Genomic DNA, 24,037 nt, shown 5'->3' on the forward strand with positions numbered 1-24,037 from the left:
CAGGAATCGGCTATTGTTTCTTTTTGTCGATCAACACAGCCTGCTGCCAGGCGCCGGGTGCCTTGTCCGTTCGATGAATACAGCCTGCCCAGCAACACGGCCTGCGCTTGCCCTCGAGCAGTTCCTCGATGGTTCGCGCGATTCGTTTCTCGCGCGTTTTCGCCTGCTTGGCATCTTCCACCCAGCAGATAAACTCGTTGCGTCCGAGAGGGGTGAGGCTTTGCCACAGACTGAAAGCCTCGCCATCCGCCGCGATGGCAGTTTGCATATCATCCGCCAGCTGGTGGACGGTCCCCTGGGCTATCGTCTCGGGCATCGCCCGACAATAATAGCAGTGAATACGAGAATCAATCCGCCCCGTTACTACCAAGATAATCGGCGCGGAATCGGGCGGCAAAGTCCGCGAACCGGCCCTCGGCAATCGCGCCGCGCATGCCCGCCATCAGCGATTGATAATAGGCGATATTATGCTCGGTCATCAGCATCGCGCCCAATATCTCCTTCGCCCGGATGAGATGGTGAAGATAGGCGCGGCTGTGGTTCTTGCAGACCGCACAGGCACAATTTTCGTCCAGCGGTGCCAGATCCTCGGCAAATTTGGCGTTGCGGATGTTGAGCGCGCCCTGCGCGGTAAACGCCTGCCCGTTGCGGCCCGAGCGGCTCGGCAATACGCAGTCGAACATGTCCACGCCGCGCTCGACCGCCCCGACCAGATCGTCGGGCTTGCCGACACCCATCAGATAGCGCGGCTTGTCGGCGGGCAATTGACCCGGCGCATAATCGAGCACGTCGAACATCGCCTCCTGCCCCTCGCCGACCGCGAGGCCGCCGATTGCATAGCCGTCAAATCCGATCTCGATCAGCGCCTTTGCCGACGCCGCGCGCATGTCCTTGTCCAGCGATCCCTGCTGGATACCGAACAGCGCCGCTCTCGCCGCATGGTCCTTGCCGCTGTCAAAGCCGTCGCGTGAGCGCCTGGCCCAGCGCATCGAACGCTCCATAGACGCCTGCGCTTCCTCGCGGGTGGCGCCATTCTTGGTACATTCGTCAAAGGCCATGACGATATCACTACCGAGCAGCCGCTGGATTTCCATCGACCGTTCCGGCGTCAGCATGTGCCGCGAGCCGTCGAGATGGCTCTGGAACTCGACCCCGTCCTCGCTCATCTTGGTCAGCTCCGACAGGCTCATCACCTGATAGCCGCCGCTGTCGGTCAGGATCGGACGATTCCAGTTCATGAACTTGTGCAGACCGCCGAGCCGCGCCACCCGCTCCGCTCCGGGCCGCAGCATCAGATGATAGGTATTGCCCAGGATGATATCCGCGCCGGTCGCACGCACTGTCTCCGGCTTCATCGCCTTGACCGTCGCCGCCGTGCCGACCGGCATGAAAGCCGGCGTGCGGATATCCCCGCGCATCATCCGGATCGTGCCGGTCCGCGCCTTGCCGTCGGTCGCGGCGATGGAAAAGGAAAAACGCTCAGCCATGGACCTGCCCGATTCCCGCTTGGAGACCAGATTTTACGGCTTCAATTTTGTATTTGTCTGTCGATGGTGTAACCAATGGCCCGTCCTGTTCGAATTGCTCGGCATCTGTGCAGGATGGCAACGGATTTTCAAAGAGCTAAATCGGGAGTATTTTATGACAAAAGCGACAAAACTGGGTTCGGCAGCAACCGCATTGATCGCCGCAGCCGCCCTTTCCGCCTGTTCCGGCGGAGCCAGCGAAGCCACCGGCGAAAGCGCTGAAGCAACCGGCAGCGAAGTGACCGAAGTCGCCGCGGCGGAAAAGGAAAAATGCTACGGCATCGCCGAAGCGGGCAAGAATGACTGCGCCGCGGGTGAAGGCACCAGCTGTGCCGGCACATCGGTTCTCGATTATCAGGGCAATGCCTGGAAATATACCGAAGCGGGCGAATGCGAAGCCATGGGCGGCTCGCTCACCGAAGTCGCCGACAATGATCCCCCGGTTGCACCGATAGCGGCTCCTGCCGAAGGCTAGACCTAAAGCACAAGATATTTAGAAAGGGCGGTTCGTTTGGACCGCCCTTTTTTGTTGGGAGAGGGCTGATGCATCCCGAAAGCCGACGTTGGTGCTGGTCGATTTTGGCTACAGCATTTGGGTGGGAACCGGACATTGACTCTTCTTCTAGATTATGTCCGCTAAATCCCGAAGGGGGCCACTAGATGCTCATTTAAGTGCATCAGTATTTGCTGTTTCATTTTTCCAAAACCAGGCCGTCCTCCATGGAAACTGGATGCACTATCGGTCGCGACTATCCCAGATCGTGGTACTGATACTCCGAAAATCGTTGCGGTGTTCAATCTTCTTCTACCGGTTCGTAGCGCAACAAATCACCGGGTTGGCATTTCAACTCCCGGCAAATCGCCTCAAGCGTAGTAAAACGCATTGCCTTTGCCTTACCCGTTTTCAGGATGGAGAGGTTGGCAAGCGTGATATCCACCCGCTCGGCCAGTTCGGTCAAGGTCATGCGATTATCGTGCAGCAGGTCATCAAGTTTAACGGTGATAGCCATTAAACCGTCCCATCCAGCTCTTCCTGCATCTCCGCCCCACGATCAAAAACCCGCGCGAGGATTATGAGGAGCAAGACGAGCAAAATACCGGAAATTGATATACTGGCATCAGGCGACATTTCAAAATCTACCCCCGGTTTCGGATCACCGAGCATTGTGACAACGCCCGTAGCAAGCAGGCTTGCGCAAAATGTTACAATCTGGATTCCGACGGCTGCAATGCCAATACCGCGCAGCCGGGTGCCGTTGATATGGGTAAAGGGGTTGCCCTCACCAACCGAGCGCACGATCCGACGCAAACGATCGACCGCAAAAAGCGTCAGCAACAGCAAGACAACCGCCAGTGCCATTATCAATGCGATCATCCCGAAAATCTCTGGTTCAGGCGGGCTCACAAATGCCTTTGCCATTTCCGCCAGCAGATATTGATAGGTGAATGGCATTGCCAGCAAGCAGATTGTGACAACGCCTATTCCAACCAACAAAACCCACTTGCTAAAAGCCAATATTCCACGTGCTGATTTGAGCACGATATCATTTGATTCTGAATCCTTTTTCATATTCGATTCCATCACCGAGTCTCCGTAATTTATTGTCCTTCAATAATCTGCATATTGATATATGGCAATAAAATTATTGATTATCAATATGGCATGTGCCACATTCTTTTCACTTCGGAGCATCAGTTCGTTGGGAAACAGGGAGAAATGGCCAATGTTGGAAAACTATCAGAAAATGGGCGGCCTTGCGGCTTTGGCGGAGGCGCTGTGCTATATTATCGGGTTCGCGATATTTGTCTTTTTCCTCGATTTTCCAGGCAATTCCAGCCCTGTCAAGAATGTAGAGTTTCTCATCGAGAATAGAATTCTCATCATGTCCACCATGTCGATAATCTATATATTTGCCGCGTTGGTTTTGGTTGTTCTGGTGTTGGCACTGCATGACCAATTGAAGGAAAAATCGCCCAAAGCGATGCAAGTCGCAACATCGGTGGGCCTCATTTGGGCTGGCGTGGTTGTAGCCAGCGGGATGATTTTCAATGTCGGCGCGGAAAGCGTGATCAGTATATATGCAAATGATCCTGAACGAGCTGCTACACTTTGGATGGCGGTTGGCATTGTTCAAGACGGATTGGGCGGTGGAATCGAGCTCCTGGGAGGCGTGTGGATTCTCATCATTAGCTGGACTGGTTTGAAGAGCGGTATTTATCCGAAATTTCTTAACTGTTTTGGAATTATCATAGGATGTGCGGGCGTCCTGTCCGTTGCTCCTTCCTGGGAAATTTTTATCGAGATTTTTGGGCTGAGCCAAATCGTCTGGTTTATCTGGCTTGGAACTATCATGTTGCGCGATAAGGCAGCGGCTTGACCGAGCTGCATCCGATTGGACTGATCCATTTCGCGGTCGGCGCGATAGCATTGCTGGTCGGTGCAGCGGCACGGACATTTCGTAAGGGGTATCCGCTTCCTGCCGAAAGCGGACTTAGCGTCAGGCTGGAGTGAACGTCCACACATGGGGCGTTAGCGGAATGGCAGCTATTGCAGATGAAATAGCCGCTTTTGGTTCCACAGCGAACCCCAGGATCCGGACTTTAGCTGCAGCTAGATTGTGATTTCTCAGCCTTCCGGCAGCAACAGGCTGGAATCGCCATAGCTATAAAACCGGTATCCACCCGCAATCGCATGGGTGTAAACCGCCTGCATCGTCTCCATCCCCATCAGCGCGCTGACCAGCATGAACAGGGTTGATTTGGGCAGGTGGAAATTGGTCATCAGGCCGTCGATCGCGCGGAATTTATAGCCCGGTGTGATGAAAATATCGGTGTCGCCCTCGAACGGGCGGATGATTCCGTCTTCGCCGGTCGCGCTTTCCAGCAGGCGCAGGCTGGTGGTGCCGACCGCGATCACCCGGCCTCCCGCTTGCCGTGCGGCGTTGAGACGGTCGGCGGTGGCGGCATCGATCCGGCCCCATTCGCTGTGCATCTGGTGCTCGTCGGTTTCGTCGACCTTGACCGGCAGGAAGGTCCCCGCGCCGACGTGCAGCGTCAATATTTCGCGCCCCACACCCGCCTCGGCCAGCGCGGCCATCAGCTCATCGGTGAAATGCAGCGCCGCCGTCGGCGCGGCGACCGCTCCCTTTTCGCGCGCAAACATGGTCTGATAGTCATCGGCATCGCGTTCATCGATCGCCCGCTTGCTGGCGATATAGGGCGGCAGCGGCATGGTGCCGGCGCGCTCGAGCAGCAGTTCGACCGGCTCGTCGCCGAGAAAATGCAGAATGAAGCTGCCATCGTCGAGCCTGGCTTCGGCCTCGGCAAGCACGTCCATGCCGAAATCGACGGTCTCGCCGACGCGCAACCGCTTGGCGTTGCGAATGAACGCCTGCCAGCGCCGCAGATCCACACGCTTGTGCAATGTCGCGCCAATCTTGGCCTCGCCGCGGGTGCCCTGCAACTGGGCAGGAATGACCCTGGTGTCGTTGAACACCAATATGTCCTTCGGTCCCAGCAATTGCGGCAGACCGCTGACGATATGGTCGGACAGCCGGTCGCCCGAGACGTTCAGCAGCTTGGCGCTGTCGCGGGGGACCGCCGGCCGCAACGCGATATTGTCCTGCGGCAGCGCAAAATCGAAAAGATCAACGCGCACGACCTGGCCTAGGGATTGATCGGCGCGTTCAGGTCATCGAGCGTAATCGGTGCTTCGGAAAAATTGGGCCGGGCACCGGGCAGAACCGGCGGCTTGTTGTCGGCGGCTATCGATGCCTGCACAATGCGGCTGGGGTTTACCGGGGGCTCGCCGCGTTCGATCGCGTCGACATATTCCATGCCCGATGTCACCCGGCCGAACACCGTATATTTGCCATCGAGAGCAAAGCGCGGATAGAAAACGATGAAAAACTGGCTGTTGGCGCTGTCTTCGCTATTCGCCCGCGCCATCGAGACGACACCGCGCAGATGGGGAAACTTGCCGAACTCCGCCTTGAGGTCGGGCAGTTCCGAACTGCCGGTCCCGGTGCCGGTAGGATCACCGGTCTGCGCCATGAAACCTTCGATCACCCGGTGAAAGACAATGCCGTCGTAAAAGCCCTGGCGCGCCAGCGTCTTGATCCGTTCGACATGATTGGGCGCCATCGTCGGGAACAGCTGGATCGTGACCCGGCCGCCGGTGGACAGGTCGAGATGCAGGATATTTTCTTCGACCGGCACGGAGGCAGCAACCGGAGCCTGTTCTTCGGTTTCCTGTGCATGCGCGGAAGCGGACACCAGAAGCAGAGCGGATAGGGTCAGGAAAAATTTGTGCAGCATGACATACTCATTTGGCAAAGCGGAATGGAAAAGCAACCTGCCTTTGGACGATTATAGCTTTCGCTGCAATGAATTGCTCGACAAGACTATTGGTCGCCCTTGAGTCCGAGCTTGAGAACCCTGGCAGAAATTTCTTCGGCAACCAGCGGTGTCACAAATTTGTGAATTTCGCCGCCGAACATCGCGATTTCCTTGACCAGACGCGAGGCAATCGGCTGCAGCGAGACATCGGCCATCAGAAACACCGTTTCGATATCGCCGTTGAGCTGCTGGTTCATGCCCGCCATCTGATATTCATATTCAAAATCGGCGACCGCGCGCAGTCCGCGCACGATCACGCCCGCGCCCTGTTTTTCGGCAAATTTCATCAGCAGCGAGTTGAAACCCACGACCACCACGCCGTCGCCCAGTTCCGCGGTTTCGCGGCGCACCATGTCCAGCCGCTCTTCATCGGAAAACATCGGCGATTTCGAGGGATTGGTGGTGACGCCGATGACCAGCTTGTCGACCAGCCGCATGCCGCGCCTGATAATATCCATATGGCCCAATGTGATGGGGTCGAAAGTCCCCGGATAAACGCCGATTCTCATGTCTCGTCCTTCCCGACTAGCGGTCTCTTGCGATTGTATATTCGGCGATGGCGCGCAGCACGTCCGCCTCGCCGCCATAGCCGTTCAAATGCGACTTTGCCTGATCGACGAGCATCTGCGCCTGCTCTCTCGCCCGCTCCAGACCCATCAGGCTCAGGAAGGTTTCCTTGCCGGCCTTGGCATCCTTGTGCAGCGCCTTGCCGGCCTTTTCCTCGTCGCCCTCGACATCCAGAATGTCGTCGGCAATCTGGAACGCGAGGCCAAGATCATGGGCATAGCCGCGCAGGCTGGTGCGGCCCTCGCTGGTCACCTTTCCCAGTATCGCGCCAATTTCGACGCAGGCGGTGATCAGGGCACCGGTTTTCAGCTGCTGCAGCCGGGTCACGGTCGGCAGGTCAAAGGTGGAGTTTTCTGCCACCAGATCCATCATCTGCCCCCCGGCCATGCCCGCCGGCCCGGCGGCTTTGGCGAGACAGGCGGTCATTTCCGCACGAACAAAAGGATCGCTATGGGTGCGCTCGTCGGCGAGCAGGCCGAACGCCAGCGCGTGCAGCGCATCGCCGGCCAGAACCGCGGTCGCTTCCCCGAAAGCGACGTGGGTGGTCGGCTTGCCGCGCCGCAGGTCGTCATCGTCCATGCACGGCAGGTCATCGTGGATCAGCGAATAGACGTGCAGCGCCTCGACCGCGGTCGCGGCCCGGATGGCGCAGGATTCATCGACGTTGAACAACCGCGACGTCGCCATCACCAGCAATGGTCTCAGCCGCTTGCCACCGCCGATCGCGGCGTGGCGCATCGCTTCGTAAAGTTCGCGGCGCGGATCATCCGGCACTTGCAGCAGCGTATCAAACTGGCGATCGACAGCGGCGGCGACCCGTGCAATTTCCATCGAGAGATCGGAATTATTGTTGGCCGCCACGGGTTCAGTCCGCGTCAAACGGGACAGTGGCCTTGGGCTTGCCATCCCGATCGAGCGTGATCTTCTCGATTTTGGCCTGCGCAGCTTCCAGCCGTTTCTGGCACAGGCCACGCAGTTTCTCGCCTTCGCTATAGAGCGCAATCGACTGGTCGAGCGGCACGTCGCCGCTTTCCAGTTTGCGGACGATATCCTCGAGACGCTTCAGCGCATCCTCGAAGTTCAGTTCAGACAGGTCTTCATTGGTTTCGCTCATGGCGAAATTCAATGACGAGCCTTTGCGCTGCGGTCAAGGGCTTGGGCTTCACTATCCTCAACTTCCAGTGTAGCCCTTGCGAGAAAAGCTGGGAGAAGAAACATGTTCATCGGTCATTTTGCGCCCGCAATGGTTGCCGCAACCCATCCCAGGGCACCGGGGCTCGGCGCGTTATTTGTCGCGGGGCAGTTGCTGGATTTCGGCTTTTTCGGTCTCGCGCTGGCCGGAATAGAGAATTTCCGGATCACCCCGGGAATCACCAAAATGGTGCCGCTCGATCTCTACGACATGCCCTATACCCACAGCCTGCTCGGCAGCGCGATCTGGGCCGCAGCTTTTGCCCTGCTGATCTGGCTGTTCACCCGCAACCGGACGGGCGCGCTTATCGGCGGCGCGGTGGTGCTCTCGCACTGGTTCCTCGACCTGCTGGTCCATGCGCCCGATCTGACGCTGGCAGGCGCGCCGCCGAAAATGGGTTTCGCGCTGTGGAACCATCCGATGATTGAAATGCCGCTGGAACTGGCGATCACCTTTGGCGCGCTCGCCTTTTTCGTCATCCGGACAAGGGCGGTTTCCAGCCAGTCAAAATATGCCCTTGGCCTTTTGGCCGTATTGCTGCTGGCCTTCCAATGGATCAACTGGTTTGGACCAGAGCCAGAAACCGCCGACACGGCGATGAAGCTCACCGGTCTGTTCGCCTTTTCGGTCGCCGCTCTGGCCGCATGGTGGGCGGGACGGACCCGCTTATTGAAGCAACGCTAGAACAGGATCGATCATGACCCAATATATTGCCGCCTATTTCATCGCCGCCATCGTCTTCGGCATCCTCGACTATCTTTGGCTCAGCAATATGGCGGGGACCCTCTACCGGCCGGTCATCGGCGAGATCATGGCCGACGAGTTCCGCAAGGCTCCGGCGATGATATTCTATGCAATCTACCTGTTCGGCATCGTATGGTTCGGGATCAAGCCGGCGCTGGCCAGCGGCCAGTGGACCACCGCCCTGCTCAACGGCGCGCTGTTCGGCGGGATCGCCTATGCGACCTATGACCTCACCAGCCAGGCCGTGCTCAAGGTCTGGTCGACCAAGATCAGCCTGTACGACATCGCCTGGGGCACCTTTGCCACCGGCGTGACCGCAGCGCTGACTGCTTTCCTGGTGCTGAAATTCGTGAAGGCTTAATCGCCTTCGTGGCGGCCCTTCTGCTTCGCGGCTAGCGCCTGCATTCGCTCCGGCAGCAGGGAAAATATCTCGCGCTTCCGGCCCGGTGAAGCCGATCCCCACTCGCCTATCTCCGACAGACTGCGCCCACAGCCCACACACAGACCGCTCGGACGATCAATGGTGCAAATATCGTTGCAGGGCGATTTCACGTGGATAGTTGATCGTCGATCTGGTCCAGCCGTTCCTTGCCGAAATACATCTCGCCATCAATATAGATGGTCGGGATGCCGAAGGCTCCGCGCTCGACCGCATTTTCCGTATTGTCGATCAACGCCTGTTTGACCGCCGGGTCCTGGGTCTGCGCCAGGAGGTCAGCCGCATCAAACCCATCATCCTGCAAGATCTTGCCAAGCGTTTCGCCATCGGTGACATCCAGTCCCTGCTCCCAGATCGGCGGCAAGAGCGTTTCAATAAACTCTGCGCGTTTTGCAGGATCCAGCGCAACCAGCATCCGCAACAGCGTGATCGTGTTGAACGGGAAATGCGGGTTCATCTTGAATTTGGAGAGCCCGTGCTTTTTCACAAATCGGCCCAGCTCGAGCATTGCATATTCATTCTTGCCCTTCACCTCCGCATCGCGGATGAACGGCGGCGCATTGCCGGTCAGCTTGTGCATGCCGCCGAGAAAGGCCGGGGTGATTGCGATGGTCGCGCCATGTTTTTCGGCCAGGTCTTTCAGCGGTTGCCAGATGAGATAGGCGTTGGGACTGACGAAATCGAAAATCAGCTCGATGGTCTTGGACATAGGTTGCTCCTTCGAACCTATCCTTAAAGCAGCACAGCGAAACATCAATTCCCTCTAGGCGAAATTGTCCCGCCTCGTTAAAGGGTCTGCATGACCTCAGACACGATGATTGCCGAGCCCCAGATCTCCACCGAAACCGTGCGCGAGCATGGCCTCAACGCGGAGGAATATCAGCGCATATTGAACGCGCTCGGCCGCGAGCCGAATATTACCGAACTCGGTATCTTCTCGGTGATGTGGTCGGAACATTGCTCCTACAAGTCATCGCGCCTGCATCTGAAGAAACTGCCGACCACCGGCCCGCAGGTCATTTGCGGTCCCGGCGAAAATGCCGGTGTGATCGATATTGGCGATGGTCAGGCGGCGATTTTCAAGATGGAGAGCCACAACCATCCGTCCTATATCGAACCCTATCAGGGCGCTGCGACCGGCGTCGGAGGCATCCTCCGCGACGTCTTCACCATGGGCGCGCGGCCAGTGGCCAATCTCAACGCATTGCGTTTCGGACGGCCCGACCATCCGAAGATGAAGCATCTGGTCAAGGGCGTGGTTGCGGGCATCGGCGGCTATGGCAATTGCGTCGGCGTGCCGACGGTCGGCGGCGAGACCAACTTCGATCCGGCCTATGATGGCAATATCATCGTCAACGCGATGACCGTCGGCGTGGCGGACGCGGACAAGATTTTCTATTCGGCCGCCAGCGGTGTCGGCAATCCGATCGTCTATGTCGGCTCCAAGACCGGCCGCGACGGCATCCACGGCGCGACCATGGCAAGCGCCGAATTTGACGATGACAGCGATGAAAAGCGCCCCACCGTGCAGGTTGGCGATCCGTTCACCGAGAAACTGCTGATCGAGGCCTGTCTCGAACTGATGGCCAGCGACGCGATTGTCGCGATCCAGGACATGGGCGCAGCCGGTCTGACCAGCTCCAGCGTCGAGATGGCGACCAATGGCGAAGTCGGCATCATCCTCGACATGGACAAGGTGCCCTGCCGCGAAACCGGCATGACCGCCTACGAGATGATGCTCAGCGAAAGTCAGGAACGCATGCTGATGGTCCTCAAACCCGGCCGCGAAGAAATGGCCGAGGCTATTTTCACCAAATGGGAACTGGATTTCGCGGTGATCGGCGAAGTCACCGACAGCCGCCGCATGGTTCTCACCCACAAGGGCGAAACCGTCTGCGACATCCCGCTCGGCCCGCTCGCCGACGATGCGCCGCTTTACGACCGCCCGCATCTGACCCGCGAGGAATATGCCGCGCATATCAATGTACAGCCGATCGGCGATCTGCCCGAAAGCCCCGATATCGGTGCCGATCTTCTGAAGATGATGGCCAGCCCCGCGCTCGCCTCGCGCCGCTGGATCTGGGAACAATATGACAGCCAGGTCGGCGCCGACACCGCGCAACGCTCCGGCGGCGACGCCGCTGTCGTCCGCGTCCACGGCACCAACAAGGGCCTCGCGATCACCACCGACTGCACCCCGCGCTATTGCAAGGCCGACCCCTATGAAGGCGGCAAGCAGGCGATCGCCGAAGCCTATCGCAATCTCTGCGCGGTCGGCGCCAGGCCTCTGGCGACCACCGACTGCATGAACTTCGGCAATCCCGAAAAGCCGCATATCATGGCGCAATTTGTCGGCACGATCGAAGGCATGGGCGAAGCCTGCAAGGCGCTCGACATGCCGATCGTCTCGGGCAATGTCAGCCTCTACAACGAAACCACCGGCGCCGACGGCATCAGCCACGCGATCCTGCCGACCCCGGCGATTGGCGCGGTCGGGCTGATCGACGATCTCGACAAGATGATGACCATCGGATTCAAGCAGGAAGGCGATCTTATCGCCACCATCGGCTTCCATCACGAGGAGCTCGGCCAGTCGACCTGGCTCCGCGAAATCCACGGCCGCACCGACGGCCCGCCACCCAAGGTCGATCTGGCCGATGAAGAATGGGCCGGTCGGACCGTCCGCGAACTGATCGCCGCCGGCAAGGTCACCGCCGTGCACGATATCAGCGACGGCGGCCTGGCGGTAACGCTGGCTGAAATGGCGCTGGCCGGCAATCTCGGCGCAGAGATCGACAATATGACCAGCGCCTTCGCCTTCAGCGAGGCGCAGGGCCGCTATGTCATCACCTATCGCAACGAGAATGATCTTGATCGCGCAAAAGTGCCGTTCGAGAAAATCGGTCAGGTGAAGGGCGACAAGCTTGTCCTCAACGGCAATCCGGTTGCCGTGAGCGACCTCCGCGAAGCGCATGAGAGTTTCTTCCGCGACTGGATGGAAGACTAGGCCCCGGCCCCTCCACCATGCTTCGCGCGGTCCCCCTCCCCATGCCTGAGGCACAGGGAGGAAAAGCGGTTTGACAGTTTTGGCCCGACGCTGACAAAATTGCGCTGATTGTGATACATCTTTCCTCCTTGTTGCGAAGCAATGGGGAGGTGGCCTGCGCAGCAGGTCGGAGGGGCTATGGCACGAACAACCAGACAAACCGTCCTGAAAGCAAGGCAATTGCGCAAGACGATGAGCAAACCTGAAATCATGTTGTGGCAGCAGCTCCGCAAAAAGCCGCTCGGTATCAAGTTCCGGCGCCAGCATCCGATCGGGTCATATATCGTGGATTTCTATTGCCCTTCTGCGAAACTGGCTATCGAAGTCGACGGCATGGCGCACGATATGGGCGACCGCCCGGAACGCGATGAGCGGCGAGAATGGGATTTATTTGGCATCGGGGTCGAGGTCATCCGGATAGCCGCACAGGATGTTCTGCATGACCCGACAGATGTCGCCGACCGGATATTGCGATATATTCAGGGTTTGCGCTAGGCCCCTCCGTCATCCACCTACGCCAAGGCTTCGGCGGACGCCACCTCCCCATTGCTGCGCAACAGGGAGGAAATAGTTATGTCAATTTCTTCCTCCCTGTGCCGCAGGCATGGGGAGGGGGACCGCGCGTAGCGTGGTGGAGGGGCCACGCCCAGACCAACCGAAAAGACCACCTCCCCCCACAGAAAAGGGAACCCCTCCCGCCCCCGGTCGTTGATGATGAAAGGACAGGAGAAGCATCATGACTGCAGGATATTCTGGCACCCCGCTTGCGAAAAAACTGTCCCTCAAGGACGGCATGCGCGTCTGGTTTCTTGACATGCCGGATAGCGTCCGGTCAGAGATTGAGGGGTCCGACTTGACCTTGTCCGAGGACGAAGTCCCCGCTCCCGGCCTGCACGCCGCCCATATCTTCGTGACCGATCGGGACACAATGAAACAACATCTCGCAACCCTGCGCGAAATGATCGATCCCGCCGGTCAGGTATGGGTGAGCTGGCCGAAAAAGGCTTCGAAAGTCGATACCGACATCACCGAGGACACGATCCGCGAAGTTGCCCTGCCGATGGGCCTTGTCGACATCAAGGTCTGCGCGGTGGACGCCGTCTGGTCCGGTCTGAAGCTAGTTATCCGCAAGGAATTGCGATGACAAATCCTCCCTGAAGCAAAGCTTCGGGGAGGGGGACCATCCGAAGGATGGTGGAGGGGTATTGACTCAAGTGGCCCTCCGTCATCCACCTGTGTCAGGGCTTCGGCAGATGCCACCTCCCCATGCCCGGAGCACAGGGAGGAAAAATATTCAGGCCGCCTGCGCCAGCATATCATATGGGTCGACATTGCCCGCGCGGAACCGGGCATGCGCCTCGTGATAGAAATGCGGTGTGTGGATATGGAGCCGCTCGCGCAGCGCCTCGAGCGGCTGGGCCAGCAGATCGATGATCGATTCCTCGTTGATCTTGGGACAGGCCTTGCCCATTTTCTGGCCTTCGCGGATCGCCTTGAAGATCGGCGCGTCGCTCTTGACCTGTTTTTTCATGTTCAGACCCGCGGCATAGGCGATGAAGACATTGCCCAGCGAAGGATTCTGGCCATAGGTAAAGGCCAGCACACAGGCCTCGCCCAGCGCATCGCGGCCATAACCGGTCAATACGTGCAGCAGATCATGGGTGTCGCGCTGGCGGAAACCGTACCATTCGATCAGATCGCCATATTTTTGCGGACTGAACCGGTCATATTCGGCAATCAGACCGGCCGCGCTCAGGCCTTCATTCTCCATGAAATCGCAATAGGCGTGCGCGAGACTGCCCGCAGGCATTTTGCGCAACCGCTCGTGATCGTCGAGAATATCGGCCAGCGCCGGTTCGCTTTCGAGCAGCGCCTTGCCCTTGTCGCTCTCGACAAAGGCCTTGGCATCCTTGCGGAATCCGGGGCGCGGTAGCGATTCAAAGATATGGAAGACCTGTTCGGTATCTTCCTTGTCCTTGATCAGCTCGCGGAAATGATGGAGCGCCTTGAGCGGGCGGAAACGCGCAGCAGGGCGGTCGGGATGGATGAACGGGGCTTGCGAATCGCCCGGCGCGGAAAAGTCATGATCTATTTTCATGAGACCTGGATATTGCTTACTAACATTAATGTCAATACCGTTTCGACTTTCCTACCGGTCGCTGCTCGGCTATCCAGCCAGAAAGCCGGTTCCGCCCTGTAAAAAAGGCTTCCTTGGCCCGAACTTTGACAAACTTTGCCCACATCCGAACGCGGGAGACTGACATTTGAAACCGCATGAAACCCTGCCCTACACCGATTTGCCGGAATATTCCGACGCAGAACGGATTGCGCGGTCGCAGGCCTTTTACGAAGCGATCAAGACCCGCCGCACCTGCCGCTATTTCAGCGATGAAGCGATCCCCCGCGCGGTGATCGAGAATGCGATCCTGGCCGCGGGCACCGCGCCCAATGGCGCCAATCACCAGCCGTGGCATTTTGCGGTGATCCAGTCGCCGGAAAAGAAGAAAGCTCTGCGTGCCGCCGCCGAAGAGGAGGAGCGCGCCTTTTACCAGAGCAAGGGCAGCGAAGAATGGCTCGAGGCGCTGGCACCGCTGGGCACCGATGCCGACAAGCCATTTCTGGAGACCGCGCCCTATCTCATTGTCATTTTCGGCCAGCGCAAGGGCGGCATGAACCCGGGCGAGATGAAGCAGAATTATTATGTCAACGAAAGCGTCGGCATCGCCACCGGCATGCTGATCACCGCGCTCCACGACGCCGGCCTCGCCACCCTCACCCACACGCCCAATCCGATGAAATTTCTCAACCGGCTCTGCGACCGGCCCAATAACGAGAAGCCGATGATGGTTCTGGTGGTCGGAAAACCGGCGGCAGACGCCACAATCCCGGTCCACGCGACGATCAAGAAACCGCTGGACGCGACTTCCTCTTGGCTGTAGTAGCCAAATAATACAGTAGGAGTATCGGCGATGAGCGCGTCACAACGCTATTTGGAAATGGACGCGCTGCGCGGTTTCGCCGTTATGGGGATATTGGCGATCAACATCGCCGCTTTCGCCCAGCCGGAAATGGCTTTCGTCAACCCGCTGGTCTCGAGCCAGGTCTCCGGTCTCGACCTCGGCAGCTGGGCCGCAAATTTCATCCTGTTCGACGGCAAGATGCGCGGGCTGTTCTCGATATTGTTCGGCGCCAGCACCGCTCTGGTGATCGAACGCGCAATCGCCAGCGGCCAGTCGGCAACAAAAGTCCATTTTTCGCGCATGTTCTGGCTGGCGATATTCGGACTCTTCCATTTTTTCTTTCTGTGGATAGGCGACATTTTGTTTCTCTACGCCGGATCGGGTTGCGTGCTGTTCCTGTTTCGCAACTGGAGCGCCGAACGGCTGATCAGGTGGGGCGTTATCGCCTATGTGGTCGGCGCGATCCTGCTGATTACAAGCCTGGCATCGATGCTATCGCTGCTCGAGCAGGCAGCACAGGCCAATCCGCCGCGGGAGGTGCTGGACAGGATCAGCGAAATCTATGCCGAGCTGGGAACCCTGCCCGCCGATGTGGCGGCGGAAACGGCGCGGCTGCAAGGCGGCTTTTCCGGCCTGTTGAACTATAAGCTCTCCGAACAATGGTCGACACCCTTAGAGAATCTCATGCTCGGCCCGATCGAGACCATCCCGCTGATGATGATCGGCATGGGATTATATAAAAACGGCTTCATCCTCGGTCAGGAGAGCCGCGCCGCTTACGGCAAAATAGCCGGATGGATGATGGCCGTCAGCCTGCCCTGTTTCATCGCTCTGGCCGGAATCGCCTATGCCCGGGACTTTAACACGATCTGGATGATGAACATCACCCAGGCCTGGTCGAGCCTGCCGCGACTGCTGATGATCATCGGCTATGTCGCCCTGCTTATTCTGGTAATCCAGCGCTTTCGCGACAGCAGGCTGTTGCAGCGCGTTGCGGCGGCGGGCCGGGCAGCCTTTTCCAACTATCTCGGAACCAGCATCGTCATGACCTTCATCTTCTACGGCTGGGGTCTGGGATATTTCGAACAGTTCGGCCGGTTCGAGCTGCAGCTGTTCGTTCTGGGCGCATGGCTTCTCATGCTGCTCTGGTCCCGCCCCTGGCTGATGCGCTTTCGCTACGGGCCGCTGGAATGGCTGTGGCGCAGCCTGGCTAAAGGACAAGTGCAACCCATGCGCCTGACCTGAACGATCGGCGCGAGCCATTTTGCTATTGCGATCTATTCTCATTAGCGATATACGAGTCGTTGTAAGGAGCCGATATGGTTGTTTGTGTTTGTAATGCGATCAAGGAAAAAGACCTGAGAGCCGCTGTACGCAGCGGTGCGGACAGGCCGTCGCAAGTCTATGCCCAGCTCGGCCGCAAGCCCAAATGCGGGCAATGCCTCGCTTTTGCCCAGACCATCATTAAATCACAACTTGCGACCGCTTAGCATTCTCGTTAGCAAATCATTGAAATAACTGCGTTTTCTATAGCAGCAACCCTTTCGCTTCGGGGCGGAATGCTGTATAGGAGCAGGCAATCAATATTCAGTCTAGCGGGAAGGAATCTGCCATGAAGGGCGATACAAAAGTCATCGAGTTTCTCAACGAGGCTCTCAAAAACGAACTCACCGCGATCAACCAATATTGGCTGCATTATCGCATGCTCGACAATTGGGGCGTGACCAAACTCGCCGAATTCGAGCGGCATGAATCCATCGACGAAATGAAGCATGCGGACAAACTGGCCGAACGGATTTTCTTCCTCGACGGATTACCCAATTTCCAGTTGCTGGGCCGCTTGAAAATCGGCGAAACGGTCGAGGAAATCCTCAAGGCCGATCTGGAACTGGAATATGAGGCGCTGCCGATGCTCAAGGACGCGATCGAACATTGCGAGAGCGTGCGGGACTATGTCAGCCGCGATCTGTTTGCCGAAATCCTCGAAAGCGAAGAGGATCATGTCGATACGCTCGAACAGCAATTTGACATGATCGAGCGGATGGGGATCGAGAATTATATCCAGCTACAGTCGAAACCCGCCGAATAGACCGATAGCGGACCAGTCAGCCAAACCGCCGATGCGGCGGGCGGCTTGGTTGGCGCTCGATCAGCGGGCTGGAATCCTCTTCTAGGAGGGCCAGCGTTTCCTCGAACATCGGGCCTAATGCCACGACCAGCTCGAGCACATCATCGGGCGTGTCGTGGCGCTCGACACAAGCGCGGGCGGTCATTTCGATCCGCTCGGCCGTATCGCTCAGTCGCAGAGCGCCAAATTGCAGCGATTCTCCCTTCAGGCTGTGCGCTGCATCCACCATGGGCACGGGATCGTTCACGCGCATGGCTTCTTCGATCTTGCGGACAGACCGGGTGCCGTCTTCACGGAAATAGCCGAGTATCCGGACAAAATTGGGCCCCAGCGCCAAGCGTGTCTCGGCGAAGACGGTCCAGTCCATAAATTCATCTTCCAATGGCGGCACCAAATGCTCCCGGTAATATATAGCGGCGAGTCGCTACTCCGGGATTGTTTACGGCAGAACCGGTGAAAACTTCATTACCCACGGCGATAAAAATCCAACAATAAACGGACCTGGTCAGCGTCTTGTTGCGGAAGATCACTCTTTGTCGTGATAGGGGTTCTTGGGAGCCCGGATGATCAGCCGCACGGGAACACCACCAAAGCCCAGCTCGCGCCGGATGCCGTTGATCAAATAGCGGCGATAGCTTTCGGGCAGATCATCGACCCGTGTGCCAAAGATGACAAAGGACGGCGGCCGGGTTTTGGCCTGGGTGATATAGCGTAATTTGATCCGCTTGCCACCAGGTGCCGGTGGCGGATTTTCGGTGATCGCGTCTTCGAACCAGCGGTTGAGCTTGCCGGTCGACACCCGCTGGGACCATATCCGGCGGGCCTGAAAAGCGGCCTTCATCAACTGGTCGATACCCTTGCCGGTAAAGGCGGAAACAGGGACCAGCGGTACATCGCGAACCTGTGCCAGCCCGTCATCGAGAGCGGCGCGGATTCCGTTGAACAATTTGCTCGGTCCTTCGGCAACATCCCATTTATTGATGCCGATAATGACGCAGCGGCCTTCCTGGATCGCGTGATCGGCAATCCGCAGATCCTGCGCTTCGAGCCCCTTGGTCGCATCCAGCAGCAGCACGACCACTTCGGCGAAATCAACCGCATGCCGCGCGTCGGCAACCGCCAGCTTCTCCAGCTTGTCGTTCACCTTGGCCCGCTTGCGCATGCCGGCAGTGTCGATCAGGCGGACCCGGCGGTCGGGTTCGATCCCGTCCAGCTTCTCTTCCTCGGTCAGCGCATCGTCATGCCAGACCCATTCGACCGTGATACTGTCCCGGGTGATACCGGCTTCCGGACCGGTAATCAGCCGGTCTTCATCGAGCATCTTGTTGATCAGCGTCGACTTGCCGGCATTGGGGCGACCGACAATCGCCAGTTTCAGCGGTGCCGATTCATCGGTCGGTTCTTCGCTTGCCGCCGCCTTGAAATTCTCGACATAGGGCAGGATCGCCTGAAACAGGTCGGCCATGCCGTCGCCATGTTCCGCGCTGAACGGTATGGGATCGCCAAAACCGAGCGCATAGCTTTCCAATATTCCGGATTCCGCCGCCTTGCCCTCGGCCTTGTTGACCAGCAACACGACCGGCGTTTTTGCGCTTCTCAGCCAGCGCGCGATTTCCTCGTCGAGCGGGGTAAGGCCGGCGCGACCATCGATCACGAATATCGCCAGCTCCGCCCCCGCAACCGCCATTTCGGTTTGCTTGCGCATCCGTCCGGGCAGGCTCTTGGCATCTTCGTCTTCATAGCCAGCGGTATCAACAATGTTGAATTCGAGGCCCAGAAGATTGGCAGCGCCCTCCCGCCGGTCACGCGTGACACCCGGCATGTCGTCGACAAGCGCCAGCTTCTTGCCAACCAGGCGGTTGAACAACGTGGATTTTCCGACATTCGGTCGGCCGATAATTGCAATATTGGGCAGCATTGCGCTAGTCCCGTCCTTTTGGTTTAGATCCTCAGCGGAACGCTGAAATCCGGCCACTGTCGTCGAGAACATACAGCATACCGCCCGCCACAATCGGTGGCAGCGACACGCCATCGTCCAGCTCGAACAAAGTCTGGCTGGCGCCGTCCGCCGGCGAAATCGACACGACGTCACCCTCGGTGCTGGCGACGATCAGTCGATTGCCAGCCAATATGGGTCCCGTCCAGTTGATGGGATTTTTCTTCTTCTTGTCGTTTTTGAACGCTGCAAGCTGGCTCATCCACCGGACCTTGCCATTCGGTCGCGCAATGCAGAGCAGCTTCGCATCATCGGTCAACACGAATACCCATTCACCGGCGACCACCGGTGTGGCGATTCCGGCAATATTCAATTCCCAGATGCGCTGGCCGGTAACCAGTTCATAGGCTGCCATCCGGCCGCCCTGCCCCAGCGCAAACACGCGGCCGCGATCAATGACCGGATCGGCATCGATATCGGACAATGTTGCCACCGATGTGGTGATGCTGGTCCGCGCAAGCGCGTCATTCCACAGATTGCGGCCATTTTCATAACGATAGGCAGTCAATTCGCCCGACGAATAGCCGGCGACAATCGTTCCCTGTCCGGCTGCCGGAGCGGCGACACCGAAAATGCCGGCAAGGCCGAGCGTACCCGCCTCGTTCCACTGCACCGATCCGTCGACCATATTGAGCGCATAGATCTGATTGTCCTGGGTCATCACATAGACATTGCCGTTGGAAATCGTCGGAGCACCGCGCAGCGGTCCCGCCGGACGGACTTTCCAGATCTCGCTGCCATCTGCCACGTTCAGCGCGACGACATCGCCGACACCGTTCGTGGCATAGACGACATTGTTGAATACGCTGGCACCGCCGCCAAAGCGCGACGATTCTCCGTCGCCCTTGACTTCGATCTGCGTGGTCCAGACCTTAGCGCCGGTCGCCGCATCAAAGGCATGAACCATGGCTTCGGTATCAATCACGAACAGCCGTCCACCAGAGACCACCGGAGCCGCGGCGAGCCGCTGTCTTTTGGTGGTTCCGCTGACATTGGCGGTCCAGGCGCGGGCGAGACTGCCGTCAAGCGCGACATGACCGATTGATTTGCTGGCGTTGCCGCCCGATTGTGCCCATTCGCTATTGGCTACCGGGGCCGGCAGGATCACCGATATCGATGCGAGGGCCGGATCGACCTCCGCGCCGCTTTCACCGCTCAGGATCGAGGTGCGTTTGCCGAGCGTCGGGGTGTTCTTCTTGTCGTCACCATTGCCGCCGCCCAATATGCCGCAGCCAGAAAGCAAAGACAGAGCCAGCACGCTGGCGATCAGTTTCGTTCCGGAAATCATTCCTTAGCTTCTCCCTTAGCCGCGCCCGCCTTGAGCGGTGTCGCTTTTTTGTCATCGCCGTCCACATCCACCGCGTCAACGCCTTCGACGCCTGCCATCTGCAGAGCGCGCGATCGTATCGTCGGAGGGACGGTCTCGTCTTTTGCAAGCTGCGCGAACAGCGGACCGGCGAGGTCGGATTTTTTCATGTTCAGATAGGATAATGCGACCATTTCGCCGGCGCTGCCGAACCAGGGGTTGCCGGGCACCGCAAGCGGCTTCAGCCTGTCGACCACGGCCTGTGGCTCGAGCGTATCAAATTCGGCGGCAGTCTGGCGGATCAACGCAAGATCACGAAAAGGTTTCGGCAGACTGTCGTCACCTGCGACCTTGGCATAGCCGGCGATCGCCTTTTTCGGCTCGCTTTTCTCCAGCGCAATATTGGCCTGCATCAGTATCGCTGCTGCGCGATAGCCTTCCTGGTCCGCCTCTATCAACGGCTCCAGCGCGGTCGCCGCGCCGTCGAGATTGTTCTGACGGACGCTGTCTATGGCAGCGACATATTCCTCGCTGCGGAGACCGGATTCCTCATTCTGGCTATTCTGCCAGAATATCCAGCCCGCCAGCGATCCGAGACCGACGACGAGCGCCACGACTATCCACAACCCGTACCGCGCAGCAAAACTCTTCAGCTGATCCTCACGGACCGCTTCATCGACTTCGCGCAGAAACACTTGTTCCTGACGGTCTGGCTTCTCTTCTGGTGCTTTGTCTTCGTCTTTGGCCAATGTGGCTTCCTCAAATCTGTTTCACATGCCTGTTTCGCCGGTCAGACGGGTGCGCATGGCAATCGGCTGTCCTTTAGCGTCCGCAATAGCAAATGTAAAAGTCTATTGACCATTTCCACAGGCTGAACGGCAGATCGGCCAAAAGTCGGAATCTCGTTATTTTTTCGGCTGATAAAGCTGGTCCGGCCCAGGAAAGCTGCGCTCCCTGACCTCTCCGGCATATTGCTCCGCGGCCTGATCGATTTGCTCGGCTATATTATGATAGCGTTTTACAAAGCGTGCGGTGCGATCAAACATGCCCAGCATGTCTTCGGTGACCAGCACCTGGCCGTCGCATTGCGCCGATGCGCCGATACCGATGGTGATCGCATCCACCGCCTTGGTCGCTTCGATTGCAATCGGTTCGAGCACGCCTTCCAGCACGATCGCAAAGGCGCCGGCCTTGTCGAGCGCGACCGCGTCGCCAACGATTTTCTTCGCTTCCGCGTCGCTGCGCCCGCGCGCCGCATAGCCGCCAAGCACGTTGATCGCCTGTGGCGTCAGACCGACATGACCAACCACCGGAATCCCCCGCTGAACCAGAAAGGCGACGGTTTCAGCCATCACTTCGCCGCCTTCCAGCTTGACCGCGGCAGCCCCGGTTTCTTTCAATAACCGGGCGGCGCTTTCATAGGCTTTCTCTGGCGATGCTTCATAGGAACCAAAGGGCATGTCGACGACGACAACGCTGTGATAGCTGCCGCGGACGACCGCCGCGCCATGGTTGCACATCATCTCGAGCGTCACCGGTATCGTCGAATCGAGCCCGTAAATCACCTGCGCCAGCGAATCACCGACCAGCAGCATGTCACAATGCGCATCGAGCAGTTGCGCCGTCCGTGCGGTATAGGCGGTCAGCATCACCACCGGCTCTGCCGTCACCCCGTCGACCTTGCGGCCCTGTATTTTGGGAACCGACAGCCGGCGCATCGGCTGCGGTCGCGGCGTGGCGCGGCTGGTGGAAGTATCGAGCTTGAAGGTCGTGGACATGGCAATCCTCAGCAATAGCGTTGTTGGACTGGCCTCAATAAGCGAGGACGCAGGATAAGGCCAGCTTGGCGGTCATCGCTTTGCGGCTGACACGGCCTCCCGGGGGTTATCGCTGAACAGGCCATCCACGCCAGCGGCTATAAATGCCCGCACTTCGCCTGCAAGGTCGCCGGATTCGCGCGGATCGATGCCGCTTTTGAAATCGGTCGGGAGAAAATGGTTCTCGCGCCGGAAAGTCCAGGGATGAACAGTCAGGCCAATCTTGTGCGCTGCGTCCACCAGGCCGGTCGCCGTGTTCAGCTGACCAATGGCATTGCGGCTTATCACCAGATCCTTGGGTGGCCCTATCCCGTCGGCATAGGTTGCAATTTCCTTCAGGCCATCCGCCGTGAGCATCGATGCAAAACTCCGGTCTGCGAGGTCCGGCGGACCACCTTCGCCACCGACCAGTTGCACCAGCCGTATCTCGGTCTGCTTGTTGAGCGCCTGCAGATTGCCAACCTCGAACGACTGGATGAAGACCGGATCATCCTTGCCCTCATAACCATATTTCTTCAGCAATTTGAGCAATTGGCCGCCATGGCTCAAACCCAGAGCCTTGAAATGGCTTGGATGTTTGGTTTCCGGATAGACGCCGATCCGCTTGCCGCTTTTGTCCGCATGGGCGCTCAGCAATTGCAGCACTTCTTCGAAGGTCGGCACTTCGAACCGGCCATCATATTGCATATTCGCAGCCCGCAATTCGGGAAGCCGTTCCCTGGCGCGCAATGTCTTCAGCTCGGCGAGGGTGAAATCTTCGGTGAACCAGCCGGAATATTCTTGCCCGTCAATGATCTTGCTGGTCCTGCGCGCCGCAAATTCCGGCCTGTCCGCCACATCCGTGGTCTCGCCAATCTCGTTCTCGTGCCGGGCGACCAGCACGCCGTCCTTGGTCAGCACAAGATCGGGTTCGATGTAATCCGCACCCTGTTCGATTCCCAGCTGATAGGCGGCCAGCGTATGTTCCGGACGCTCGCCGCTGGCACCGCGGTGCGCAATGATTACCGGCGCTTCTCCGGTCAGTGTCTTGACGTTCATGCTGGCTTCTCCGGGCGGTTCGGTCTGCGCGCTGCATCCGGCCAGAACCAGCGGCAATATCATTATCGGAGCAAGCCGCATACGCATCAACCGACCTCCACGCCTTTCCAGAATGCAATCCGTCCGGCAATTTCGGCAGCAGCATCCTTGGGTTCGGGATAATACCAGGCCGCATCCTCATTGGTTTCGCCGTCGACGATCAGGCTATGATAACATGCGTCGCCTTTCCACGGACAATGGCTGGTGGCGTCGCTGTGCAGCAGATATTTCGACCAGACCGAGTCGCGCGGGAAATAATGATTGCCCTCGACGATCACCGTATCCTCACTCTCGGCGATGACCGCGCCATTCCATTTTGCTTGCACCATTTGTCTGTCCTTTTTCTGATTGCGACACCTGCGGCAACGACCAGCATAATCGGCATCCAAATCCAGACGAATTCGGAATATAGCACTGCGATACCACGAGCGCTGATAAAATCAGAAAGGCCGATTGGCGATACGGCAATCGGGGTAAGCGGCGCAAAATGACGAGCCTCGTCAAACGGCCACCACAGCGCGACCCCCAGCCCGCCATTGGTCAGCATGTCGAGCAGCCCGTGCGAGGCCATCGACAGGAACAGGAAAATGGCCGCGGCATAATAGCGGTCGGGTCGCAGAATCGCGGTTGCCAACAAGGCTGCCGCTGCCGCGAAAACCAGGCTGTGGCTCGCGCCGCGATGGCCCCAGCTGTCGCTATATTCAACGCCCAGACCGAAGCCGACAACATCGGCATCGGGTAGCATCGCGAAAACGAGACCGGTTGCGATCACCGGCACGGAAAGCCGGCTTCGTCCCAGAATCAACCCACCGGCCAGCGGCACAATCGCATGGGACATGAT

32 protein-coding genes are annotated in these 24,037 nt (G+C 58.5%); 12 read left to right on the top strand and 20 right to left on the bottom strand.

Annotated features, from left to right (window positions below; all coding sequences use genetic code 11):
* Positions 1 to 10: 10 nt before the first annotated feature.
* Both HUO14_RS15150 and tgt read right to left on the bottom strand, forming a co-directional pair.
* Complete coding sequence (locus HUO14_RS15150; protein ID WP_246255711.1) at positions 11 to 268, bottom strand: YdeI/OmpD-associated family protein; 258 nt, start codon at positions 266 to 268, stop codon at positions 11 to 13.
* Between the two features lie 79 nt (positions 269 to 347).
* Complete coding sequence (gene tgt, locus HUO14_RS15155) at positions 348 to 1,487, bottom strand: tRNA guanosine(34) transglycosylase Tgt (RefSeq protein ID WP_176280685.1); 1,140 nt, start codon at positions 1,485 to 1,487, stop codon at positions 348 to 350.
* 154 nt (positions 1,488 to 1,641) lie between these two features.
* On the opposite strand from tgt, the gene HUO14_RS15160 reads away from it, so the two are divergent.
* The gene (locus HUO14_RS15160) at positions 1,642 to 2,001 is read left to right on the top strand and encodes a BufA1 family periplasmic bufferin-type metallophore (protein ID WP_176280686.1); all 360 of its coding nucleotides are present in this window, start codon (positions 1,642 to 1,644) and stop codon (positions 1,999 to 2,001) included.
* A gap of 319 nt (positions 2,002 to 2,320) precedes the next feature.
* Here the strand turns inward: HUO14_RS15160 and HUO14_RS15165 are convergent, their stop codons facing one another.
* Together HUO14_RS15165 and HUO14_RS15170 are read right to left on the bottom strand one after the other, a co-directional pair.
* Positions 2,321 to 2,536, bottom strand: a complete 216-nt coding sequence (locus tag HUO14_RS15165) for a helix-turn-helix domain-containing protein (RefSeq protein WP_176280687.1) — start codon at positions 2,534 to 2,536, stop codon at positions 2,321 to 2,323.
* The gene (locus HUO14_RS15170) at positions 2,536 to 3,108 is read right to left on the bottom strand and encodes a DUF2975 domain-containing protein (protein ID WP_176280688.1); all 573 of its coding nucleotides are present in this window, start codon (positions 3,106 to 3,108) and stop codon (positions 2,536 to 2,538) included. The genes HUO14_RS15165 and HUO14_RS15170 overlap by 1 nt, the downstream gene beginning before the upstream one ends.
* A 142-nt stretch (positions 3,109 to 3,250) precedes the next feature.
* Here HUO14_RS15170 and HUO14_RS15175 point away from each other — a divergent pair, with 142 nt between their 5' ends.
* Together HUO14_RS15175 and HUO14_RS15180 are read left to right on the top strand one after the other, a co-directional pair.
* Positions 3,251 to 3,904 carry a DUF4386 family protein gene (locus HUO14_RS15175; protein ID WP_176280689.1) on the top strand — a complete coding sequence of 218 codons (654 nt, stop codon included), beginning with the start codon at positions 3,251 to 3,253 and terminating at the stop codon, positions 3,902 to 3,904.
* Complete coding sequence (locus HUO14_RS15180; protein ID WP_176280690.1) at positions 3,901 to 4,038, top strand: hypothetical protein; 138 nt, start codon at positions 3,901 to 3,903, stop codon at positions 4,036 to 4,038. Before HUO14_RS15175 ends, HUO14_RS15180 begins: the two co-directional genes overlap by 4 nt.
* A 114-nt stretch (positions 4,039 to 4,152) precedes the next feature.
* On the opposite strand, the gene queA is transcribed toward HUO14_RS15180, so the two are convergent.
* From queA to HUO14_RS15205, 5 genes are all read right to left on the bottom strand, one after another.
* Positions 4,153 to 5,184, bottom strand: a complete 1,032-nt coding sequence (gene queA / locus HUO14_RS15185) for a tRNA preQ1(34) S-adenosylmethionine ribosyltransferase-isomerase QueA (RefSeq protein ID WP_176280691.1) — start codon at positions 5,182 to 5,184, stop codon at positions 4,153 to 4,155.
* A gap of 8 nt (positions 5,185 to 5,192) precedes the next feature.
* A complete protein-coding gene (locus HUO14_RS15190) occupies positions 5,193 to 5,843 on the bottom strand; it encodes a peptidylprolyl isomerase (RefSeq protein ID WP_176280692.1) in 651 nt (216 codons plus the stop codon).
* Positions 5,844 to 5,929: 86 nt separating this feature from the next.
* Positions 5,930 to 6,433: a pantetheine-phosphate adenylyltransferase gene (coaD, locus tag HUO14_RS15195; RefSeq protein WP_176280693.1), complete on the bottom strand. Its 504-nt coding sequence runs from the start codon at positions 6,431 to 6,433 to the stop codon at positions 5,930 to 5,932.
* Positions 6,434 to 6,449: 16 nt separating this feature from the next.
* Positions 6,450 to 7,322 carry a polyprenyl synthetase family protein gene (locus HUO14_RS15200; protein ID WP_176280860.1) on the bottom strand — a complete coding sequence of 291 codons (873 nt, stop codon included), beginning with the start codon at positions 7,320 to 7,322 and terminating at the stop codon, positions 6,450 to 6,452.
* Positions 7,323 to 7,356: 34 nt separating this feature from the next.
* Positions 7,357 to 7,605, bottom strand: a complete 249-nt coding sequence (locus HUO14_RS15205; protein WP_176280694.1) for an exodeoxyribonuclease VII small subunit — start codon at positions 7,603 to 7,605, stop codon at positions 7,357 to 7,359.
* A 102-nt stretch (positions 7,606 to 7,707) separates the two neighbouring features.
* Here HUO14_RS15205 and HUO14_RS15210 point away from each other — a divergent pair, with 102 nt between their 5' ends.
* Positions 7,708 to 8,367, top strand: a complete 660-nt coding sequence (locus tag HUO14_RS15210; protein WP_176280695.1) for a metal-dependent hydrolase — start codon at positions 7,708 to 7,710, stop codon at positions 8,365 to 8,367.
* A 13-nt stretch (positions 8,368 to 8,380) separates the two neighbouring features.
* Complete coding sequence (locus HUO14_RS15215; RefSeq protein WP_176280696.1) at positions 8,381 to 8,788, top strand: DUF2177 family protein; 408 nt, start codon at positions 8,381 to 8,383, stop codon at positions 8,786 to 8,788.
* On the opposite strand, the gene HUO14_RS15220 is transcribed toward HUO14_RS15215, so the two are convergent.
* Positions 8,785 to 8,979: a DUF1289 domain-containing protein gene (locus HUO14_RS15220; protein ID WP_176280697.1), complete on the bottom strand. Its 195-nt coding sequence runs from the start codon at positions 8,977 to 8,979 to the stop codon at positions 8,785 to 8,787. The two genes, HUO14_RS15215 and HUO14_RS15220, sit on opposite strands and share 4 nt — an antisense overlap.
* Entirely contained in the window at positions 8,976 to 9,575 is a 600-nt protein-coding gene (locus tag HUO14_RS15225; RefSeq protein WP_176280698.1) for a 2-hydroxychromene-2-carboxylate isomerase, read from the bottom strand. Before HUO14_RS15225 ends, HUO14_RS15220 begins: the two co-directional genes overlap by 4 nt.
* Positions 9,576 to 9,665: 90 nt before the next feature.
* On the opposite strand from HUO14_RS15225, the gene purL reads away from it, so the two are divergent.
* The 3 genes from purL to HUO14_RS15240 all read left to right on the top strand — a co-directional run bounded on the left by purL (position 9,666) and on the right by HUO14_RS15240 (position 13,056).
* Complete coding sequence (purL, locus tag HUO14_RS15230; RefSeq protein WP_176280699.1) at positions 9,666 to 11,873, top strand: phosphoribosylformylglycinamidine synthase subunit PurL; 2,208 nt, start codon at positions 9,666 to 9,668, stop codon at positions 11,871 to 11,873.
* A 177-nt stretch (positions 11,874 to 12,050) separates the two neighbouring features.
* Complete coding sequence (locus HUO14_RS15235; RefSeq protein WP_176280700.1) at positions 12,051 to 12,407, top strand: endonuclease domain-containing protein; 357 nt, start codon at positions 12,051 to 12,053, stop codon at positions 12,405 to 12,407.
* Positions 12,408 to 12,648: 241 nt separating this feature from the next.
* Entirely contained in the window at positions 12,649 to 13,056 is a 408-nt protein-coding gene (locus HUO14_RS15240; RefSeq protein WP_176280701.1) for a DUF3052 family protein, read from the top strand.
* Positions 13,057 to 13,206: 150 nt separating this feature from the next.
* Here the strand turns inward: HUO14_RS15240 and HUO14_RS15245 are convergent, their stop codons facing one another.
* Complete coding sequence (locus tag HUO14_RS15245) at positions 13,207 to 14,010, bottom strand: Coq4 family protein (protein ID WP_176280702.1); 804 nt, start codon at positions 14,008 to 14,010, stop codon at positions 13,207 to 13,209.
* Between the two features lie 166 nt (positions 14,011 to 14,176).
* Between HUO14_RS15245 and HUO14_RS15250 the strand changes: the two genes are divergently transcribed.
* The 4 genes from HUO14_RS15250 to bfr all read left to right on the top strand — a co-directional run bounded on the left by HUO14_RS15250 (position 14,177) and on the right by bfr (position 16,961).
* Positions 14,177 to 14,851, top strand: a complete 675-nt coding sequence (locus HUO14_RS15250) for a nitroreductase family protein (RefSeq protein WP_176280703.1) — start codon at positions 14,177 to 14,179, stop codon at positions 14,849 to 14,851.
* Positions 14,852 to 14,881: 30 nt separating this feature from the next.
* The gene (locus tag HUO14_RS15255; protein WP_176280704.1) at positions 14,882 to 16,117 is read left to right on the top strand and encodes a DUF418 domain-containing protein; all 1,236 of its coding nucleotides are present in this window, start codon (positions 14,882 to 14,884) and stop codon (positions 16,115 to 16,117) included.
* 74 nt (positions 16,118 to 16,191) lie between these two features.
* Positions 16,192 to 16,362: a (2Fe-2S)-binding protein gene (locus tag HUO14_RS15260; RefSeq protein WP_082788199.1), complete on the top strand. Its 171-nt coding sequence runs from the start codon at positions 16,192 to 16,194 to the stop codon at positions 16,360 to 16,362.
* Between the two features lie 122 nt (positions 16,363 to 16,484).
* Positions 16,485 to 16,961, top strand: coding sequence for a bacterioferritin (gene bfr, locus HUO14_RS15265; protein ID WP_176280705.1), 477 nt, complete (start codon positions 16,485 to 16,487; stop codon positions 16,959 to 16,961).
* 16 nt (positions 16,962 to 16,977) lie between these two features.
* Here the strand turns inward: bfr and HUO14_RS15270 are convergent, their stop codons facing one another.
* From HUO14_RS15270 to HUO14_RS15305, 8 genes are all read right to left on the bottom strand, one after another.
* A complete protein-coding gene (locus HUO14_RS15270; protein WP_335646205.1) occupies positions 16,978 to 17,391 on the bottom strand; it encodes an Hpt domain-containing protein in 414 nt (137 codons plus the stop codon).
* Between the two features lie 135 nt (positions 17,392 to 17,526).
* A complete protein-coding gene (gene der, locus HUO14_RS15275; protein WP_176280706.1) occupies positions 17,527 to 18,918 on the bottom strand; it encodes a ribosome biogenesis GTPase Der in 1,392 nt (463 codons plus the stop codon).
* Between the two features lie 31 nt (positions 18,919 to 18,949).
* Entirely contained in the window at positions 18,950 to 20,284 is a 1,335-nt protein-coding gene (locus HUO14_RS15280; RefSeq protein WP_176280707.1) for an outer membrane protein assembly factor BamB family protein, read from the bottom strand.
* Positions 20,281 to 21,051: a tetratricopeptide repeat protein gene (locus HUO14_RS15285; RefSeq protein WP_176280708.1), complete on the bottom strand. Its 771-nt coding sequence runs from the start codon at positions 21,049 to 21,051 to the stop codon at positions 20,281 to 20,283. The genes HUO14_RS15280 and HUO14_RS15285 overlap by 4 nt, the downstream gene beginning before the upstream one ends.
* 156 nt (positions 21,052 to 21,207) lie before the next feature.
* Entirely contained in the window at positions 21,208 to 22,080 is an 873-nt protein-coding gene (gene panB / locus HUO14_RS15290) for a 3-methyl-2-oxobutanoate hydroxymethyltransferase (protein ID WP_176280709.1), read from the bottom strand.
* 72 nt (positions 22,081 to 22,152) lie between these two features.
* Positions 22,153 to 23,157: a glycerophosphodiester phosphodiesterase gene (locus HUO14_RS15295; RefSeq protein ID WP_217908064.1), complete on the bottom strand. Its 1,005-nt coding sequence runs from the start codon at positions 23,155 to 23,157 to the stop codon at positions 22,153 to 22,155.
* Between the two features lie 86 nt (positions 23,158 to 23,243).
* Positions 23,244 to 23,525, bottom strand: coding sequence for a DUF427 domain-containing protein (locus tag HUO14_RS15300; RefSeq protein WP_176280711.1), 282 nt, complete (start codon positions 23,523 to 23,525; stop codon positions 23,244 to 23,246).
* Entirely contained in the window at positions 23,471 to 24,034 is a 564-nt protein-coding gene (locus HUO14_RS15305) for a metal-dependent hydrolase (RefSeq protein ID WP_217908043.1), read from the bottom strand. The genes HUO14_RS15300 and HUO14_RS15305 overlap by 55 nt, the downstream gene beginning before the upstream one ends.
* Positions 24,035 to 24,037: the final 3 nt, after the last annotated feature.

The sequence above is a fragment of the Parasphingorhabdus flavimaris genome (assembly GCF_013371215.1).
Classification (GTDB): domain Bacteria; phylum Pseudomonadota; class Alphaproteobacteria; order Sphingomonadales; family Sphingomonadaceae; genus Parasphingorhabdus; species Parasphingorhabdus flavimaris.

What these genes read in the sequence shown, in the direction of transcription:
- tgt (WP_176280685.1), bottom strand. Translation starts at nt 1,487, where the DNA reads ATGGCTGAGCGTTTTTCCTTTTCCATCGCCGCGACCGACGGCAAGGCG.
- HUO14_RS15245 (WP_176280702.1), bottom strand. Translation starts at nt 14,010, where the DNA reads ATGAAAATAGATCATGACTTTTCCGCGCCGGGCGATTCGCAAGCCCCG.
- HUO14_RS15175 (WP_176280689.1), top strand. Translation starts at nt 3,251, where the DNA reads ATGTTGGAAAACTATCAGAAAATGGGCGGCCTTGCGGCTTTGGCGGAG.
- HUO14_RS15225 (WP_176280698.1), bottom strand. Translation starts at nt 9,575, where the DNA reads ATGTCCAAGACCATCGAGCTGATTTTCGATTTCGTCAGTCCCAACGCC.
- HUO14_RS15170 (WP_176280688.1), bottom strand. Translation starts at nt 3,108, where the DNA reads ATGGAATCGAATATGAAAAAGGATTCAGAATCAAATGATATCGTGCTC.
- HUO14_RS15280 (WP_176280707.1), bottom strand. Translation starts at nt 20,284, where the DNA reads ATGATTTCCGGAACGAAACTGATCGCCAGCGTGCTGGCTCTGTCTTTG.
- HUO14_RS15300 (WP_176280711.1), bottom strand. Translation starts at nt 23,525, where the DNA reads ATGGTGCAAGCAAAATGGAATGGCGCGGTCATCGCCGAGAGTGAGGAT.
- der (WP_176280706.1), bottom strand. Translation starts at nt 18,918, where the DNA reads ATGCTGCCCAATATTGCAATTATCGGCCGACCGAATGTCGGAAAATCC.
- HUO14_RS15305 (WP_217908043.1), bottom strand. Translation starts at nt 24,034, where the DNA reads ATGTCCCATGCGATTGTGCCGCTGGCCGGTGGGTTGATTCTGGGACGA.
- bfr (WP_176280705.1), top strand. Translation starts at nt 16,485, where the DNA reads ATGAAGGGCGATACAAAAGTCATCGAGTTTCTCAACGAGGCTCTCAAA.
- HUO14_RS15295 (WP_217908064.1), bottom strand. Translation starts at nt 23,157, where the DNA reads ATGAACGTCAAGACACTGACCGGAGAAGCGCCGGTAATCATTGCGCAC.
- HUO14_RS15215 (WP_176280696.1), top strand. Translation starts at nt 8,381, where the DNA reads ATGACCCAATATATTGCCGCCTATTTCATCGCCGCCATCGTCTTCGGC.
- HUO14_RS15160 (WP_176280686.1), top strand. Translation starts at nt 1,642, where the DNA reads ATGACAAAAGCGACAAAACTGGGTTCGGCAGCAACCGCATTGATCGCC.
- HUO14_RS15255 (WP_176280704.1), top strand. Translation starts at nt 14,882, where the DNA reads ATGAGCGCGTCACAACGCTATTTGGAAATGGACGCGCTGCGCGGTTTC.
- HUO14_RS15150 (WP_246255711.1), bottom strand. Translation starts at nt 268, where the DNA reads ATGCAAACTGCCATCGCGGCGGATGGCGAGGCTTTCAGTCTGTGGCAA.
- panB (WP_176280709.1), bottom strand. Translation starts at nt 22,080, where the DNA reads ATGTCCACGACCTTCAAGCTCGATACTTCCACCAGCCGCGCCACGCCG.
- HUO14_RS15235 (WP_176280700.1), top strand. Translation starts at nt 12,051, where the DNA reads ATGGCACGAACAACCAGACAAACCGTCCTGAAAGCAAGGCAATTGCGC.
- purL (WP_176280699.1), top strand. Translation starts at nt 9,666, where the DNA reads ATGACCTCAGACACGATGATTGCCGAGCCCCAGATCTCCACCGAAACC.
- HUO14_RS15165 (WP_176280687.1), bottom strand. Translation starts at nt 2,536, where the DNA reads ATGGCTATCACCGTTAAACTTGATGACCTGCTGCACGATAATCGCATG.
- HUO14_RS15210 (WP_176280695.1), top strand. Translation starts at nt 7,708, where the DNA reads ATGTTCATCGGTCATTTTGCGCCCGCAATGGTTGCCGCAACCCATCCC.
- HUO14_RS15200 (WP_176280860.1), bottom strand. Translation starts at nt 7,322, where the DNA reads ATGGAAATTGCACGGGTCGCCGCCGCTGTCGATCGCCAGTTTGATACG.
- HUO14_RS15240 (WP_176280701.1), top strand. Translation starts at nt 12,649, where the DNA reads ATGACTGCAGGATATTCTGGCACCCCGCTTGCGAAAAAACTGTCCCTC.
- HUO14_RS15205 (WP_176280694.1), bottom strand. Translation starts at nt 7,605, where the DNA reads ATGAGCGAAACCAATGAAGACCTGTCTGAACTGAACTTCGAGGATGCG.
- HUO14_RS15260 (WP_082788199.1), top strand. Translation starts at nt 16,192, where the DNA reads ATGGTTGTTTGTGTTTGTAATGCGATCAAGGAAAAAGACCTGAGAGCC.
- coaD (WP_176280693.1), bottom strand. Translation starts at nt 6,433, where the DNA reads ATGAGAATCGGCGTTTATCCGGGGACTTTCGACCCCATCACATTGGGC.
- HUO14_RS15190 (WP_176280692.1), bottom strand. Translation starts at nt 5,843, where the DNA reads ATGCTGCACAAATTTTTCCTGACCCTATCCGCTCTGCTTCTGGTGTCC.